Below are 18,220 nucleotides of genomic sequence, written 5' to 3'. Positions count from 1 at the left end.
GATTTAACATAGATGAGAATAAGGAGCATTGTGAATATGAAAGGTAACTTATGGTGGAGGTTAAGTATTGTATTTTTGCTTGCAGGGTGTGATAAAGAGTTAATGATATTACCTGTAGAAAATCTGAAAATAGAGTATGGAGAGAAATTGGATAAGACAAAGCTTTTCTATACAAAAGATTCTGATGAGAATGTTAAAGTAAGCAGGGTAGATGGTTTTGATGAGAAAAAAATTGGTAAGCAGAAATTAGCTGTTACATTTACAGATGGATCAAGAAAAGTACAAAAAGATATAGAGGTAATCGTTGAAGATACAAAAAAACCGGTAATTGAATTAAAAAAAGATTCAATTACTGTTACTTTAGGAGATAATTTAGTGTTAAAAGATAACATCAAACTTGTAGAAGATCCTGTAGATGGAGTCTTGCAATATAGTGACAAAGTTATAGAGAAAGATGGATACTATATTGAAAAAGGCAAAATGGATACAAAGAAAACTGGAACATATGATGTGAAAGTAATTGCTGTTGATGTAAATGGAAATAAGTCAGAAAAAGTATTTAACGTAATCGTAAAGAAAAAAGAGACAAAAAAGAAATCGCTAAATAATCCAAACAAGACTGGAAATTTTTATACAAATAATGATTCTATAAATTCTGAGAATAATTTTTCAAATAATGAAAAATTGGATAGCGGTACTTCAGAAGAATCGCCTTACTTAGGAAATAGCGAATCATCTAGTGGTGGAGAAGAAACGCGATTAGATTCAAATCCACACCAGCATTCAATTACAGTAACGGGATATTCAGATGTTGTATATAGTGGAGTGTTTTTTGAGAATGAGTATGAATGTGATACCTGGGCAAGTAATTATTGGGGACCTAATGGAGAGTGGTCGGCAAGAGGATATTCATCAAAACAATGTTCATGTGGAATGTGGAGCCCTTATTTTTTTCACATAGACTATTGGAATTAAATATATGCATGGAACCAGAAAAGAACTTGTAGCGTACAAGTTTTTTTCTTTACATAGAAAGGAAGATAAACAATGTGTTACTTTAAAATTATACCGCCATAATTTGGTTAGAAATCGTGCGTTTTTAATGGAAAAGTTGAAGATGAGAAACTTCATAGTATGTGTATAGATAAAAAATAATAATTTTTACACAATAGAAGAAGGAGGAAAAATGTATGAAGTTTAAAAAGACTTTAAATAAAATTCCAAAACTTGTACTAGCAGGTTTTATGGCACTGACAACAGTCTTTACAAATGGAATTCCGATTGTCAAAGCTGCTACTTATAATTTAACAGAAGAGTATCAGTCAGATTGGTATTTCTTTGGTTCAGATAAATATGGGGATGGATCTATTCTTTATTTGAATGGAAAACAGGCCTTCTGTATAGAGCCGGATAAAGTATCCGCAATAGGTCCAAATGAACCTATAAAACCTAGTGATATTGGCTTGACAGATAAACAGATGAATGAAATGGCACTTATTACATGGTATGGATACAGAAGTAAATCAAAACCAACAAAAGTTGACTATATGATGACACAGAATCTAGTGTGGAAATATTTAGGAAGTGGACAGAGAATGGGAAATTCCACGTATCCAAATGAATCCTCTATGCAATCCTGGTTCAACAATGTCATGAATAAAGTAAATCATTTCTATGATAAACCTAGTTTTTATAATAAGGAAATTACAATTGATATGGGGGAAACTGCCAGTATCAATGATACGAATAAAGTTTTAAGTGGTTTGCGAATCAAGAGTGTGACAGGTGGAAAAGCAAGTATCAGTGGAAACACTTTAAAAGTCACTCCTGATGGTACATTGGATACAATGACGATTACTTTTGATAGAGGTATGTCTACTGAACAAACGAAAGATACAATTGTCGTTCGTCAAGGACAAAATCAGGCTGTTTCTTATTTGACTGGAAAAGATCCCTATGGTTCAATTGTTAGAATTAAAGTAAATCGAACAGGGTCTTTAAAAATTACGAAACAGGATGAAGATGGAAATTATGTTTCTAATACATCATTCAAGCTGTCTAAAAATGCGGATATGTCCTCTCCAATTGGAACCTATACGACTGGAAGTGATGGTACGGTAACTGTCAATGATTTAGAACAGGGTACTTGGTATATACAGGAAACTTCTGTACCTAGTCATTTAGTACTTGATACTACTATTCGAACTGTAACCATCAATCCGAATGAAACAGCTACTTATACTGCAAAAAACAATTGGGTAAAAGGTAAGATCAAACTAAGAAAAGTTGACAGCAAAACCAATGAGCAGGTAGGTGGTGCAACTTATGCTATTTATAATCAACAAGGACAGGAATTAGAACGACTGGTCACAACGGCAACTGGCTATGTGGAATCCGGATATTTAAGATTTGGAGAATATAGAGTAAAAGAGATTATTGCGCCTGAAGGATATGTTTTAAATCCACAGGAGTATAGCGTAACTGTGTCAGAAAATGAACAGAGAATTGAAGTTAGTGGAAGTGATAAACCAATTGAAGGGTATATTCAGGTATTAAAACGTGATAAAGAAACTGGAAAAACTGTAGTAAAGGCTAATACGACATTCTCTGTATATAAGTCTGATAATACTTATGTAACAGATATTACAACCAACAATAATGGTATTGCGAAAAGCAATCTTCTTCGTTATGGAAGCTACTACTTAGTAGAAAAAACTGCACCAGATGGCTATACGCATTCTGATGAAAAACTAGTCTATAACATTACAGAAGATGGAAAAAAATATGAAGCAGTTTTATCAAATACCAGAGTAAAAGGACAAATTAAGCTTTCTAAAGAAGATAGTGTAATTGGAAAAAACCCACAGGGAGAAGCAACACTGGAAGGTGCAGTTTATGAAGTAAGAGCAGCGGAAAATATTGTTGATCCAGCAGATGGAAGTGTTCTTCATGAAAAAGACACTTTGATCACAACACTTACAACAGACAGCGAAGGAAATGCTTCTACAAATGATCAGTTGTATTTAGGAAAATACAATGTAAAGGAAGTAAAGCCAAGTAATGGTTATACATTGGATCCAAAAACTTATATGATTGATATTAGCTATGAGGGGCAGGAAGTGGCATTGATTATAAAATCTGTTACTTCATCAGAAAAAGTTATCTCTCAGCCGTTTGAAATAATTAAAATTTCTGATAATGGATCTGGAGAGGCAGACTTGTTAGAGGGTGCAGAATTTACTATCAAAGCACAGAAAGAGATTGATAAATATGGAAGCTGGGAAAAAGCACCAGTTGCGAAAAATGCATTTGGTAAAGATGCAGCAGTCATGGTCACAGATAAGAAAGGATATGCACTTTCTGATGAATTGTCATTTGGAACATATGTTATAAGAGAGACAAAAACACCATCTGATCACTACAGCGTTCCTGATTTTACCGTAACGATTACAGAAGATAGCAGAGAGCCGCAGGTTTGGCGAGTGTTCAATGACGAAAAATTTAAAGCTGTATTGAAGATTGTAAAACTTGATATAGAAACAGGAAATACAGTGGCTATTCCAGGTGCAACTTTTAAAATTAAAGACTTAAAAACAAACAAATATGTAGGTTATTGGGAATGGAACCCATTTCCTCATTATGTAGATACATGGGAAACTGCGGAGGATGGAACCGTAATGACTGGGGATGTGCTTCATCCGGGAGAATATCGGTTAGAAGAAATCAAAGCTCCAAATGGGTATGTTATCAATACAGAACCAGTGAAATTTAAAATTTCGAAAGAGGAAGCACATGAAACTCTTCCAGATGGAACAACACCGCTTATAACGGTAAAAATGTCAGATCAATCGGTAAAAGGAAGAATTGAAGTTAGTAAAGAAGGAGAAGTTCTTAAAGATCTTTACTTTGATGAAAAGGGAACTGCAAAATTTGTATATGAAAAAAGGAAACTCGCAGATGCCGAATTTGAAATTTATGCTGCAGAAGATATTTTATCACCAGATAACCATGGAGATATCTTATATCGAAAAGATGAACTTATTGAAACGTTAGTAACAGGAAAACAGGGAGTTATAACTACATCTTTACTTCCTCTAGGAAAATACTACATCGTAGAAAAGAAAGCTCCTGATGGCTATGTACAATCTACAGAAAAAAAAGAAGTAGAACTCAAATATCAGAATCAGGAAACAGAAGTTGTATTTAGTGAGCTGCAGGATTTTGATAATGAACGACAAAAAATAGAAGTTTGTGTAAATAAACTGGATTCTGAAACAAAAGAAGGGTTACTAGGTGCACAAATAAGTCTTTATACGAACAGAAAACTGTACAATTATGATGGAGAGGTGATTGCAGATCCAAATACAAAATTGGAAACAGTAGAGAGTGATGAAACAGGAAAGGCAGTTTTTACTCTTGATTTGCCAAATGATCTGACACCTGAATATGCGATGGATCCATTGAAAGAAGAAAATGCCTCAAAGGATGAAGATATTCGTTATGAAGGAGATTTGAATGCTTTGTTTTATGTTCAGGAAACAAAAGCTCCTGCAGGATATACTAGTGGTGTAACAACACGTTATTTGTTTGATACGAAGTATACAAATCAAAAAGAAGATGTACTGTCATTTAGCTTCGATATTGGAAATGAAGCCACAAAAGTAGAAATCTCGAAAACAGATATAACAGGAGAAAAAGAACTTGCCGGTGCACATTTGCAAATCGTGGATTTAGAAAGTGATGAAGTGGTAGAAGAATTTATATCAAAAGAAAAGCCAACCGTATTTAAGGCACTTCCTGTTGGCAAGTATAAACTAGTAGAAACACTTGCTCCAAAAGGTTATGCACTTGCTGAGGAGATAGTGTTTGAAGTAAAAGATACTGGAGAAATACAAAAAGTACAAATGAAAGATGAATTGTTGTTAACGGATATTGTAGTACATAAAGTAGATTCTACAACAGGTAAGCCGATTACAGGAAGTGATTTTATATTTGCGATTTACAAGGATGAAGGTTGTACAGATTTAATTTCTATTAAAAATGCCAACAAAGAAGATGGTACGATTTGTTTTGAAAACCTTCCATTTGGTGTTTATTATCTAAAAGAAATACAGGCACCAAAAGGCTATCAATTGTCAAAAGAAGTTAAAAAGGTTGTGCTTGATGAAAAAGCAAAAGGTATTGGAAATATTCTTCATGTAACATACAGGAATCAAAAAATACCTGTAAAAGTAAAAACAGGAGTTGAAGAACATACAGGTGGACTTATTATTCTTGCGATTGCATCTGGGCTAATAGCATTTTTAGTTCTTAGAAAAAAAGAAAAGCTTAAAAGATAGTATCTAAAAGAAACTAAAGAGAGGGTTGATGGATTGTCAACTCTCTTTTTTTATTGGCGTATGCTGTATAAAAATATTGCATGGAAAAATTGGCAAGGTTCTTTTTTGTATATCGGTTTTATGGTAAAATAGTCGAAGTAGAAATGAGGGATTGGATGGAGCTAAAATTAGTTGATCTTGTGAAGAGGATGGAGAAAGATAACCCAGATACTGCGTATTTTGAAAAGGGTTCTTTTCTTATGAAACCAGTGTATAAGAAAAATTCTCATGTTCTTCATATGGAAATATCTTTGCCCAAACCTTTGCCTTATAAGGTATGGGATGTTTTCTGTGTGAGATTAAAGAAAATTACACAATGCCAGGTTGCATTAAAGATACAAACAGAAAACGCTCAGACATCGATTTTAGAGTTAAGCGACTATATATCGCATTTTGTTAGTTTTCATCCAGCTTTACGTATTTTTCAAGATTCTTTGCCATCATTAGAAAATCAGCATTTGATTTATCATATTGCACAGGAAGATGAAAGGGATGTAGCTATTCAAAATAAACATTTATTAAAAGAGTTTTTGGATTCCTGTGGATTTGAGTTAAAAATTGATATAGAAGAAATGAAAGTTTCTCAAAAAGTGTTAGAAGTAAAAATGAAAAAAGAAGAGCCAAAACCAGTTAAGGTATATGAGGAAAAGAAAGCATATAACTTTAAACCAAAAGGGAAAAAAGGATTGGAAAACTATGTTCCTTTTTCTATTTGTGATATTAAAGAAGAATGTCATGATATTCGAATTCATGGGAAAATCTTTGAAATTGAAAATCGTACACTTCGTACAGGAAAAGATATTCAGACTTTATGGATTGCGGATGATGATGACGCTATCATCATGAAACGTTTTGAACGTGGAGCAGTAACAAAAGAAGTGTTAAACGAAATTTCCAAAGGGGATTGTGTTGTTGCGGATGGAAAAGTGGAATTCGATTCTTATTCCAGAGAACTTGTATTTATGCCGGATGTATTGCAGAAAGTGGCAGAAGTTAAACGTGTTGATGAAGCAGAAGAAAAACGTGTAGAACTGCATGTACATACCAAGTTGTCTGAGATGGATGGTGTTTGTGATATAGCGGAGTTTATCAAAACAGCAGATGAATGGGGTATGGATGCCATTGCGTTAACGGATCATCGTGTAGTGCAGGCTTTTCCTACTGCACAATCGGTTGTGGATGGTATAAATAAAAAACGAGAAAAACCAATGAAAATTTTATATGGTGTGGAAATGAATATGGTAGACCCTGTATTACAAATTGTGCGTAATGCAGATGATACAAAACTGGAAGAGGGAACGTATTGTGTGTTTGACCTTGAAACAACGGGGTTATCTTCTCGTTATGACCATATCATAGAATTTGGTGGACAAATCGTTAAGGATCGTACATGTATCAAAAGTTTACAGATGTTTATAAAACCACCTGTAGAATTGAGCGCATTTACAACTGAGTTAACAAATATCAGCGAAGAACATGTAAGAAATGCGAAACCTTTTGTAGAATGTGTGGACGAAATCTTAGAATTTATTGGGGATAGTATTCTGGTAGCACATAATGCCAGCTTTGACTATGGGTTTTTAAATGCTGAACTTGAAAGAATTGGAAGAAAACCATTGATGAATCCTGTAATTGATACCTTGGATTTGGCTAGAAGCATGGTAGATCGCAAAGGATATCGTTTGGGACAATTGGCACGTCAATATGGAATTCGCTATGATGAAGATGTTGCCCATCGTGCGGATTATGATGCAGAAGTGCTGGCACAGGTATTCATGCATATGTTAAACGAGTTAAAGCATATACCGACCTTAAGAGATTTACAGGCAATGCAGGATGAAACTTGTTTAAATAAAGTAAGGGATAAACATGTGACGATATTGGCAAAAAATATGGCTGGTTTAAAAGAACTTTTTGAATTAATTACTTTATCGCATACAAAATATCTAAGTTATAATTCGAAAAGTACAACAAATGTTGTAGCTGAACCACGTATCATTCGTTCTGAGATAGAAAAAAGAAGAATGAATGGAAACTTATTGATTGGTTCTTCCTGTGTTAATGGGGAAGTCTTTGATATTGCGCAGACACGAAGCGAAAAAGAACTTGAAGAAGTTATGCGTTTTTATGACTATATTGAACTGCAGCCTTTAGGAAACTATCAGTTTTTAATTGATCGAAATTCCATAAGTGATGAAAATCGCTTAAAAGAAATTCTTACAGGAATCATAGAAAAAGCAGATGCTTTGCATAAGCCAATTGTCGCAAGCAGTGATGCTCATTATGTACATCCAAATCAAAAACTAATTCGCGATATTTATATCAATTCACAGGCAATTGGGGGTATGCGTCATCCTCTGTATATTTATAATCAGGAAAAACGTCGTCGTTTTCAAAGTCCAATGCAGCATATGCGTACAACACAGGAAATGTTGAAAGAATTTGCGTGGCTTGGGGAAAAACGTGCTTATGAGTTTGTCGTGACAAATACAAGGAAAATTGCAGATGAAGTTGAAATTATCCGTCCTGTGAAAGATGCTTTATATCCACCAGATATTGAAGGATCTGATCAAAAACTGAGAGAAATTTGTTTTGAGAATGCACATAAAAAGTATGGACCGCAGCTTCCCAAAATTGTAGAAGATCGACTAAACAGAGAACTGGATGCCATCATTGGGGCAGGTTACTATGTTGTTTATTATATTTCCCATCTATTAGTAAAGAAAAGTTTGGATGATGGATATCTGGTTGGTTCTCGAGGATCTGTAGGTTCTAGTTTTGTTGCGACCATGTCGGAAATTACGGAAGTAAACCCATTAGCACCGCATTATGTTTGTCCAAAATGTCATTATGTAAAATTCTTTACAGATGGAAGTGTATTGAATGGGTATGACTTACCAGATATTGAATGTCCGCATTGTGGAGAAATTATTCGTGGAGATGGACATGATATTCCATTTGAAACCTTTTTGGGATTTGAAGGGGATAAGGTGCCAGATATCGACTTGAACTTCTCAGGAGAATATCAGCCAAATGCACATGCATATACAAAAGAAGTATTCGGAGAAGACCATGTGTATCGTGCTGGAACGATTGGTACGGTGGCTGAAAAAACAGCTTTTGGATATGTAAAAGGATATGAAGAGGAAATGGGTATTGAGGGTAGTATGCGAAATGCACAGATTCTTCGACTTGCGAAAGGCTGTGAAGGGGTCAAACGAACAACGGGACAGCATCCTGGGGGAATTGTCGTTGTGCCATTGGATATGGATGTTCATGATTTTACACCGGTACAATATCCTGCCAATGATCCATATGCAGAATGGAAAACTACACATTTTGATTTCCATCAGATTCATGACAATATCTTAAAATTTGATATTTTAGGACATGTTGACCCAACAGCGATGAAAATGCTGGAAAGAATGAGTGGGATTGATGTTCGAACGATTCCTATGAACGATCCAGAAACAATGAGTATTTTTTCCGGTGTTGATGCTTTGTGTATTGATACTTCAAAAAATACAGAGGAAACAGGAGCAGCCGGACTTCCAGAATATGGGACACCATTTGTACGTGGAATTCTAGAGCTGACACGTCCTACAACCTTTGATGAGCTTTTGAAAATATCTGGACTGTCACATGGTACGGATGTATGGCTTGGAAATGCGAAAGATTTGATTGATGAAGGGATTTGTACATTAAAAAGCGTTATCGGTTGTCGTGATGACATCATGGTATATTTGCTGTATAAAGGATTAAAACCAAAATCTGCCTTTACGATTATGGAAAGTGTGCGTAAAGGAAAGGGATTAAAAGATGAATGGATTGTAGAAATGAAGGAAAATGGAGTAGAGGACTGGTATATTGAGTCTTGTAAGAAGATTAAATACATGTTCCCTAAGGCCCATGCGGTTGCCTACGTTATGATGGCTATAAGAATTGCATGGTTTAAAGTGCATAAGCCGCAATATTATTATTGTATGTTCTTTTCTATTCGTTGTGATGCCTACGATATAGAAACGATGATCAAGGGAGAACAGTCTATACGTAAAAAAATGCAGGAAATTGATATGAAACTGCGAGACAATAATTTAAAGAAAGATGTAACAAAGAAAGATAAAGATATTTATTCTACTTTGGAACTTGCGCTTGAAATGGTACTTCGAGGCTACTCTTTTACAAATATTGATTTAATGCGCTCTACTTCAAAAGAATTTATTGTAGATCCTACAAATACGAAACGTTTGATTCCTCCGTTTACTAGTATTGATGGTTTGGGAGAAAGTGTTGCGGATACCGTTGTAGAAGCTAGAAAAAATGGAGCTTTCTTATCAAAAGAAGATTTGCAAAGACGAACTTCATTAAGTGGTACCTTAGTAAAAAAACTGGAATCTATGGGAGTTTTAGAAGGTCTCCAGGAAGAAAATCAAATGAGTTTATTTTAGGTGTTGTCAGTAGACAATGCCTTTTTTTATATTGGAAGGATTTTTTGTTTAATATAAAATGCTTTTTTAGAAGTATAAGCGTATAAATAAAATTATTTTTCTATTTTTTTTGTATTTTTACCTATTTGTTTCGTATAAGTTAGTGAACAGGGTAATGTATGCCCTGTATATCACGATATCGGTATAGACAAACAATATTCATATTTTTATAATGAAGATGAATATGTATCATCTTCCGATATCGTAAAAAAGAAAGGAAATAGGTGATGCGTATGTCAAATCTGGATATTTTATCCAGGGATTTCTGGAAGGACAACAGGCGTTTTGCGGATTTATTCAACACTGTCTTATACGATGGAAAACAGGTCATTCTTCCTGAAAAACTGATGGAGGCAGACAGCAATCTGTCAGGAAGCATTCAGACAAAAAAGAAGGAAGATGTCTTTATCGAAAGAAGGGCAGATCTAATTAGAAAGTTTGCAGGGGACAGTGAATATGCCATCTTCCTGCTGGAAAACCAAAGCCACATCCATTATGGGATGCCTTTGCGGGTAATGTTGTATGATGCCCTAGGGTATCGTGAAGAATGTGCAAAGAAGAAAAGAGAAAACAAAAAGAATGCAGTTTATGCAAACAGGGATGAATTCCTGTCAGGAATGCGAAAAGAAGAAAGAATCCATCCTGTATTTACCTTGGTAGTATATTATGGGGAAAAGCCATGGGATGGACCAAGAAGACTGAAGGATATGATGGTGGATATGCCAAACTGGATGGAGAAAAGCTTCAGCGACTATTCAATGAACCTGCTGGAAATACGGTCAAGTGAACATGCATTTCGAAACGAGGATGTAAGCAGGCTTGTTTATATGATCCAGCACATCTACAGAAAACAGATAGAAGAGATGAAAAAAGAATGTGCAGATGTGTATGTAAAAAAAGATGTCATAAAGCTGGCAGGAGTTATAACAGAAAATGAAGAAATCATAAAGTATGCGGAAGAACACAAAGAAGAGGAGGTACTTAATATGTGTGAAGCAACGAAACAGTGGGAAGAGGAAATTGGAAGAAGAAACACAAACAATATCATCAACATGATGGGAGTAAGAAAAGAAGGAGAAGAAAATCTTGCACCAGAAGAAGCAATTGAAAGATTAAAAACAGAAGGAGAAGCAAAAGGAAAGGCTGAAGGTATTCTTGAGGGTAAGGTAAAAGGAGAACACAATAAATCAATAGAAATTGCAGAGAAAATGAAGGCAGAAGGATTTGACAATGCTTTGATTGAAAAACTAACAGGAATCCTTCTACATTAGAATTACATACGAAAACCTCTTTGTATGCTTTTATACGAAGAGGCTTTTTTATTTGTAAGAAGAAAGGTAAAGTGATATAATCGAACAGAAATGAGGGGATTGCATGGATAATAAAAAGGGAAGTGTTTCGCATGTCTTGCATACTAGATACCATTTCAAGTATAAATTAGTAGTGGAAGGTATTTTATGCGGTGCTTTTGCAGGGATGATTGCGATTGTGTATCGCATACTTTTAAGTAGTTGTGAACAGTTTTTAAGTTTCTTGTCTATTTATATAAAGGAACATGTTTTTGCTTTTATACAATGGTTTGTGGTACTTATTTTGTTAGGACTTTTAGTTTCGTGGTTATTAAAAAAAGAACCGTTGATTGGAGGAAGTGGAATACCGCAGGTGGAAGGAGAAATGCTTTCTTTTCTTGATCAGAAGTGGTATACAATTCTTTTGTATAAAATTATTGGCGGGTGTGCAAGTGCGTTTGCAGGACTATCACTGGGAAGAGAAGGACCTAGTATACAGCTGGGTGCTATGGCTGGAAAAGGGATATCTCGCATTTTTCATCGAATACGTATGGAAGAGAAACTGCTTCTCACATGTGGTGCGGCGGCGGGATTATCAGCTGCTTTTAATGCTCCTTTGGCAGGAGTGATGTTTGCATTGGAAGAAATACATAGAAATTTTAGTCCTTCTGTATTAATTTGTGTTATGTGTTCCTCTATTACCGGTGATTTCTTATCTAGAAATGTATTTGGGCTTGGACCTGTTTTTCATTTTGCAATAGAAAAGACCTTGCCTTTGCATATGTATGGATGGATTCTTATTCTTGGTATTTTAATGGGAATTTTAGGTGTTGTATATAATGCAGCAACTTTAAAAGTACAGGATATATATGAGAAATTCTCTTTTGTTAAACCATGTTATCGTATTCTGTTTCCATTCTTATTGTCAGGAATTTTGTTATATTTTGTACCTGTTGTTCTTGGTGGTGGACATTTCATGATAGAATTGTTAAGTGAAAGAACACTTTCTTTATCGATTTTGTTTGGGCTTTTGATGATTAAGTTTATATTTTCGCTTTGTTGCTTTGGAAGCGGAGCGCCAGGAGGAATTTTCTTTCCTTTGCTAGTTCTTGGTAGTTATGCGGGAGCAATCTTTGCTACTTTCTTTATTCAATATGCAGGTATGGATTCGACGTTTTTATCTAATTTTATTATACTGGGTATGGCTGGCTTTTTTGCGGCAATTGTCAGAGCACCAATTACAGGTATTATTCTGATTGCGGAAATGTCAGGGACACTGCAGCAATTGCTTCCACTGGTTGCTGTTTCCTTTGTTTCTTATATAGTAGCAGATGCCTGTCGCAGCAAACCGATATATGAAAGCTTGTTAGAACGGCTTTTAATAAAAAATGGTGTAAATTTGGATAGTTTTCATGGAGAAAAACATTTAGAAGAATTTGCAATTGAATTAAATAGCTTTGCCTGTGAGAAAAAAGTATCTGAAATTTCATGGCCAAAGCATTGTCTTTTGGTAAGTATTTGCCGAAAAGAAAAGGAATTGATTCCTCGAGGAGATACAAATTTATATACAGGGGATATTCTTGTTGTATTGATGGATGATGAGGATACCCCCTACATACGACATCAGTTTAAAAAAATATGCAGCAATGAAAAGTGATATCTGTGATAAGATATCCTTTTTTTTCTAGTCAAAAAAACAAATTTTTACTACCAAATTAAAAGTAAATGGTCTATAATGGTGGTATAAAGTAGCAGAAAGTGGTTGATAGTGGAGGTAATGGTATGTTCATGGGAGAATACGCACACAATATAGATAAAAAAGGGCGTATGATTATCCCTGCAAAGTTTCGCGATGAACTTGGTGAAAAAGTGATTATTACCAGAGGGTTGGATGGGTGTTTAAATGTATACACCCAGCAGCAATGGGAAATCATATATGAACAGCTGTTAAAACTGCCTGCTACAAAAAAAGATGTTCGTTTATATGTTCGTAAAATGACGAGTAAGGCTGCAGAATGTGAGATTGACGGGCAGGGAAGAGTATTGCTTCCATCTTCCTTGATTAAATTGGCAGATCTGGTAAAAGAATGCATGGTTATTGGTGCTGGAAATCATGTGGAAATCTGGTCAAAAGAGCGCTGGGAACAATTTGATGAAGATGGCGAAGAAGTATTTGAAGATATTGCGGAAAATTTAACGGAGTTTTTATTATGATGAAACATTATAGTGTATTGTTAAATGAGTGTATTGAAGGTCTTTCAATTCAAGAAGATGGCATCTATGTAGATGGCACTTTGGGGAGAGGAGGACATAGCAGTGAAATTTTAAAAAGAATTCCTAAGGGACATCTGTATGCCTTTGACAGAGATATTAGCGCTATTGAAGAATCTACTCCTCGCTTGCAGGAAATCGGAAATAATTTTACATGTATCCATAGTGCTTTTTCCAACCTAAAAGAAGAGTTACATAAACTTGGTGTTGATGGTATGGATGGTATGCTTCTTGATCTGGGGGTCAGTTCTCCTCAATTTGATGAAGCTGATCGAGGATTTAGCTATCGTTTTGATGCCCCTCTTGATATGCGAATGGATCAAAGTCAGGAATTAAGTGCTTATACGATTGTAAATACATGGAGCTATGAAGAACTGGTATCTATTTTTTATCGCTATGGAGAAGAAAATTTTTCGAAACAGATTGCTAGAAAAATCGAACAGGCAAGAGAGAAAAAAAGAATAGAAACAACAGGGGAACTTGTTGAAATTATTAAAAGTGCACTTCCTATGAAAGTGTTAAATAAAAAAGGACATCCAGCAAAAAAAGTATTTCAGGCAATACGTATTGCGGTTAATGATGAATTGGGCGAGTTGGAAACGGTATTAAAAGATGCATTGGATTTATTACATGTTGGTGGAAGGTTATGTGTTATTTCCTTTCAGTCATTAGAAGATCGTATTGTGAAAGAAACTTTTGCATCTTATAGTAAGCCAAAACAAATTGACAAACGAATTCCTATCTTGCCTCAAGACATGGAAGAAGTTTCTTATCGATTGATTAATCGAAAACCAATATTAGCAAATGAAGAAGAATTAAGTGAAAATAATCGTTCTCATTCTGCAAAGCTTAGAATAATTGAAAGGATTAGGTGATGACAGTGGCGAAAGCAAAAATTGTAAAAAGAAAAAGAAGAATTAGATTGGAAGGAATCGCAGGTTTATTGTTTGTACTTGCTGCTGTTGTTTATTTAGGGGCAAAATGTGGATTAAAGGCATATAATCAAGGTCTGCAGAAAGTTGCGACACAGGCAGAAGAGAAAGTAACAGATCTTAAAAATGAAGTTGGAAAATTAGAAGATGAAGTTATTAATCTGCAAAGAAGAGATAGAGTTGTAGGGATGGCAGAAAAAAAAGGATTGAAAACGAATCAGGAACAGGTTGTTGTTATGGGAGAGGATTTGGAAGATAAATAAGGTGTGATGCAGAATGAATCCAAAGCGCAGTAATAAAACAATGGCAGTATTGCTGCTGGTAATGATTATAACAGGGGCACTCATTATTTCGAATGTCCTTTTTACTATGGTTACACATAAACATTATCGAAGTGGAGTAGATGTAAAAGAATACAAGGAACCAGATACATACAGCAGCAATGTATTAAAAGCAAATAGAGGAACGATTTATGATCGTAATGGGGAAGTTATTGCGAAAGATGAAGATACATATACACTTGTTGCTATTTTAGATGAAAATAGAAAAGGAATTAATAATACACCGGCTTATGTAAAAGATATTGATGATACAGCATATAAGTTATCGAAAGTTTTGGATTTGAAAGAAACTGAGATTAGCAAGATCTTAAGAGATGCAAGAGAAGATGGACTTTATCAAACGGAGCTGGGATTGCGTGGAAAAAATTTGTCAGCAGAGACAAAAGAAAAAATAGATGCCATGAAACTTCCAGGAATTACTTTTACGAAAACAGTAAAAAGAAATTATCCACAAGGAACATTTGCTTCACATTTAATAGGATTTGCAAGTTATGATGAAGAAAGTAAAGAGATTCAGGGACAGATGGGCTTGGAAAAGACCTTAAATGATTATCTAAGTGGAGAAGATGGACTTGAAGTTTATCAGAAAGATGTAAATGGAAATGTTTTGGCAGGTACAAAGCATACAGAAAAATATGCATTAAATGGAGATGATGTATATTTGACATTAGACAGCAATGTACAATTAGCACTACAAAGCAGCCTTCAAAAAACAATGAAAGAAACCAAGGCAAAAAAAGCCTGGGGACTTGTTATGGAAGTAGAAACTGGAAAGATTTTAGGATGGGCTTCTACGCCTTCCTTTGATTTAAATGAGCGAAACATCAAAGATTATTTAAACGTACCAAGTGAGTATTTATATGAACCAGGTTCTGTAATGAAAGGTATTACGTATGCTGCAGCGATTGATTCTGGGAATTATCCGTATGACAAAACATTTAGAAGTGGTGTATTTAATTATTACACAGATGATAATGGAAAAATTATACGAAGTGAAACAAAGACGGGTTTACCTCCTATTTATGATGCCTTAAAGAAAGATCATGGAACAATTACTTTTGATAAAGGATTTGCAGTATCAAGCAATATTGGGATTTGTGAATTGTTGACAAAATATTTAGATCCGAATATTTTTAAAGATTATGTTGTTAATAAATTTAATTTTACAAAAAAAGTAGATATTCCTTTTATAGAGAATACACCTGGGCATATGAATTTTACCTATGCTTCAGAAAAACTGAATACTGGTTTTGGACAGGGGATTTCTGTTAATTCTCTACAGATGGCACAAGCTTATACAGCAATCTTAAATGATGGTGTAATGGTTCGTCCTTATGTTGTAGAGCGAATTGAAGATCCAAATACTGGAAAAGTTGTAGAGGAATATGATACAAAAGTTGTAGGAAATCCAATAAAAAAATCTACCAGTGAATATATGAGAAAATTAATGAAAATGGTAGTAGAGGACAAAGAGGGAAGCGGGCAGCGTTATAAAATGGATGGTGTATCAGTTATTGCGAAAACTGGTACAGGACAGATTGCCAATGATAAAGGACAGTATGGAGATACATATACGCAGTCTGTTATGGCCGCAGCACCAGCTGATGATCCAAAAGTTATGGTTTATTATATATTTGAGAGTCCTTATTTATTTAATGATACAGGAACTCCTTTTAAAGAAACAATGAAAGCAGCACTTGTTTCCAGCAATATTAGCGGAGAATCAGAAAGTGAAAGCAATGAGCAAAATACTTCTTCTTCAAATAAGTGGGAAGAATATCAAATGCCTTCTTTGGTAAATCATAGCACAGAATATGTAGAGAAAAAATTAAAGGAAATAGATGTCAATATCGTAAAAATCGGTAATGGAAAAAGTGTACTTCGTCAGTTTCCAGAAGAAAATACTTCTATAAACAGCAATGGAAAAGTATTCCTTCTTACGGATGGAAATACGATAACAATGCCGGATATGAAAGGGTGGACGAAAAAAGATATTACTGCTTTTTGGAATTTAACAGGGATAGCAATCGAAATGGAAGGGAATGGAAGTGTTACGAAGCAAAATGTAAAAGCAGGAAAAACGATAAGCAAAGATACACAGATTAAGGTAACGATGAAATGATATACCTAATAGGTAAAAAAGAAACAGGAGGATAGGAGAATGTGGAAAAAAATAGGGAAAATCGTTTTATGCATATTGGTTGTTTTTTCTACGATATATGGATTATTAGTATATTCTTTATATAGCTCATGGAGCGGTGTACCTATGCTGGCTTATGGAAGTGTAAGTGCTGGTGTCGTATTGTTTGAAATTGCGGTTTCTATGTTTCTTTCAAAATCATCTAGAAAAAAGATTTTGCTAACTGCTTTTATCGGTAGTCTTGTTTGTATTATATTTGGTGCTTCCTATCAAATGTTGTACCTGTATGATAAAAACATACCACGTGTTGTAGATGATGATGAATTGATTTTTACGAACTATACGCCATTTACAGAAGGAAATAAAACAGTAAAAATGAATTCAGATTTAAAATTAGAAGAAAATCTTCCTCGTTTGGATGGGGCAACAGCGTTATATCCTGTCTATGCTTCGATTGCAGAAAATGTATATCCAAATAGAGAGTATCTTCCATGGAAATATGGAGAAGAGTATTCCAAAGAAGAGGAAAGCCTTGTTGTATGCAGTAAGACACCAAATGCATACGATCGTTTAATAAATAAGGAAACCGATATAATATTTGTGGCAGCACCAAGTGATAAGCAGCTGGAAGATGCGAAAAAAGCAGGAGTAGAATTGGAATTAACTCCAATTGGCAAAGAAGCCTTTGTGTTTTTTGTCAATACGAAAAATCCAGTGGATAATTTAACTGTAAAGCAAATACAGCAGATTTATAGTGGAGAAATAACAAACTGGAAACAAGCTGGAGGAAATGATGAGCGTATTCGTGCATTCCAAAGACCAGAAGGCAGTGGTTCTCAGTCTGCACTTCTTCGTTTAATGAAAGGTCATACATTAATAAAGCCACTGGAAGAAGATGTTGTCATAGGAATGGGAGGTATCATTCATCAAACTGCAAATTATAAAAACTATAAAAATGCGATTGGATATAGCTTTCGTTTCTACTCCACAGAGCTTGTGAAAGAAAAAAAGATTCGTCATCTTGCGATAAATGGAGTACAGCCAACAAGAGAAAATATCATCAATAAAACGTATCCTATTACAAATGATTTTTATGCAGTTACCTTGAAAAATCATACAAATCCAAATATCGATCTTCTTTTGGATTGGATAAAAGCAGAACAGGGACAGCATTTGATAGAAGAGGTAGGATATACCAGTTTATTAGAGGAATAATGTTAGAAGGAGTCATGAATAATGTTTTCATGGCTTTTTCTTATACAAAATGTCTTTTATACAAGAAATCTTAGCTGTTATACGTAAAAGCTTGTCATAGAAATACCATAAGAAGTATAATCAAATTAAAATTCATACACATTGAATTCTTATAAAATATATGGGCA

General features: G+C 34.7%; 10 protein-coding genes. All 10 read left to right on the top strand.

All coding sequences use genetic code 11. From position 1 onward, the window contains the following. The first annotated feature begins 36 nt into the window (after window positions 1-36). The 10 genes from A9CBEGH2_RS06265 (at window position 37) to A9CBEGH2_RS06220 (ending at window position 18,053) form a co-directional block, all read left to right on the top strand. On the top strand, window positions 37-975 hold the full coding sequence (locus A9CBEGH2_RS06265) for a flagellar biosynthesis protein FlgM (RefSeq protein WP_163104416.1): 939 nt from the start codon (window positions 37-39) through the stop codon (window positions 973-975). A 215-nt stretch (window positions 976-1,190) separates the two neighbouring features. Then, window positions 1,191-5,339 carry a SpaA isopeptide-forming pilin-related protein gene (locus A9CBEGH2_RS06260; protein WP_163104414.1) on the top strand — a complete coding sequence of 1,383 codons (4,149 nt, stop codon included), beginning with the start codon at window positions 1,191-1,193 and terminating at the stop codon, window positions 5,337-5,339. A gap of 155 nt (window positions 5,340-5,494) precedes the next feature. Next, on the top strand, window positions 5,495-9,826 hold the full coding sequence (locus A9CBEGH2_RS06255) for a PolC-type DNA polymerase III (RefSeq protein ID WP_118277686.1): 4,332 nt from the start codon (window positions 5,495-5,497) through the stop codon (window positions 9,824-9,826). Between the two features lie 272 nt (window positions 9,827-10,098). Then, window positions 10,099-11,136 (top strand): Rpn family recombination-promoting nuclease/putative transposase, encoded by a 1,038-nt coding sequence (locus A9CBEGH2_RS06250; protein ID WP_157964951.1) that lies wholly within the window; start codon window positions 10,099-10,101, stop codon window positions 11,134-11,136. 103 nt (window positions 11,137-11,239) lie between these two features. Continuing rightward, window positions 11,240-12,811 (top strand): chloride channel protein, encoded by a 1,572-nt coding sequence (locus A9CBEGH2_RS06245; RefSeq protein ID WP_118277679.1) that lies wholly within the window; start codon window positions 11,240-11,242, stop codon window positions 12,809-12,811. A 125-nt stretch (window positions 12,812-12,936) separates the two neighbouring features. After that, window positions 12,937-13,368 (top strand): division/cell wall cluster transcriptional repressor MraZ, encoded by a 432-nt coding sequence (gene mraZ, locus A9CBEGH2_RS06240; RefSeq protein ID WP_115715376.1) that lies wholly within the window; start codon window positions 12,937-12,939, stop codon window positions 13,366-13,368. Next, a complete protein-coding gene (gene rsmH / locus A9CBEGH2_RS06235) occupies window positions 13,365-14,300 on the top strand; it encodes a 16S rRNA (cytosine(1402)-N(4))-methyltransferase RsmH (protein WP_118277678.1) in 936 nt (311 codons plus the stop codon). Before mraZ ends, rsmH begins: the two co-directional genes overlap by 4 nt. Then, entirely contained in the window at window positions 14,300-14,620 is a 321-nt protein-coding gene (locus tag A9CBEGH2_RS06230) for a cell division protein FtsL (protein ID WP_164503363.1), read from the top strand. The genes rsmH and A9CBEGH2_RS06230 overlap by 1 nt, the downstream gene beginning before the upstream one ends. A gap of 13 nt (window positions 14,621-14,633) precedes the next feature. After that, entirely contained in the window at window positions 14,634-16,820 is a 2,187-nt protein-coding gene (locus A9CBEGH2_RS06225; protein ID WP_115715374.1) for a penicillin-binding protein, read from the top strand. Window positions 16,821-16,859: 39 nt separating this feature from the next. Next, window positions 16,860-18,053, top strand: a complete 1,194-nt coding sequence (locus A9CBEGH2_RS06220) for a substrate-binding domain-containing protein (protein WP_115715373.1) — start codon at window positions 16,860-16,862, stop codon at window positions 18,051-18,053. Window positions 18,054-18,220 lie beyond the last annotated feature (167 nt).

The organism is Amedibacterium intestinale (genome assembly GCF_010537335.1).
In the GTDB taxonomy this organism is placed as follows: domain Bacteria; phylum Bacillota_I; class Bacilli_A; order Erysipelotrichales; family Erysipelotrichaceae; genus Amedibacterium; species Amedibacterium intestinale.
This window is presented reverse-complemented; position numbering and strand designations above follow the sequence as displayed.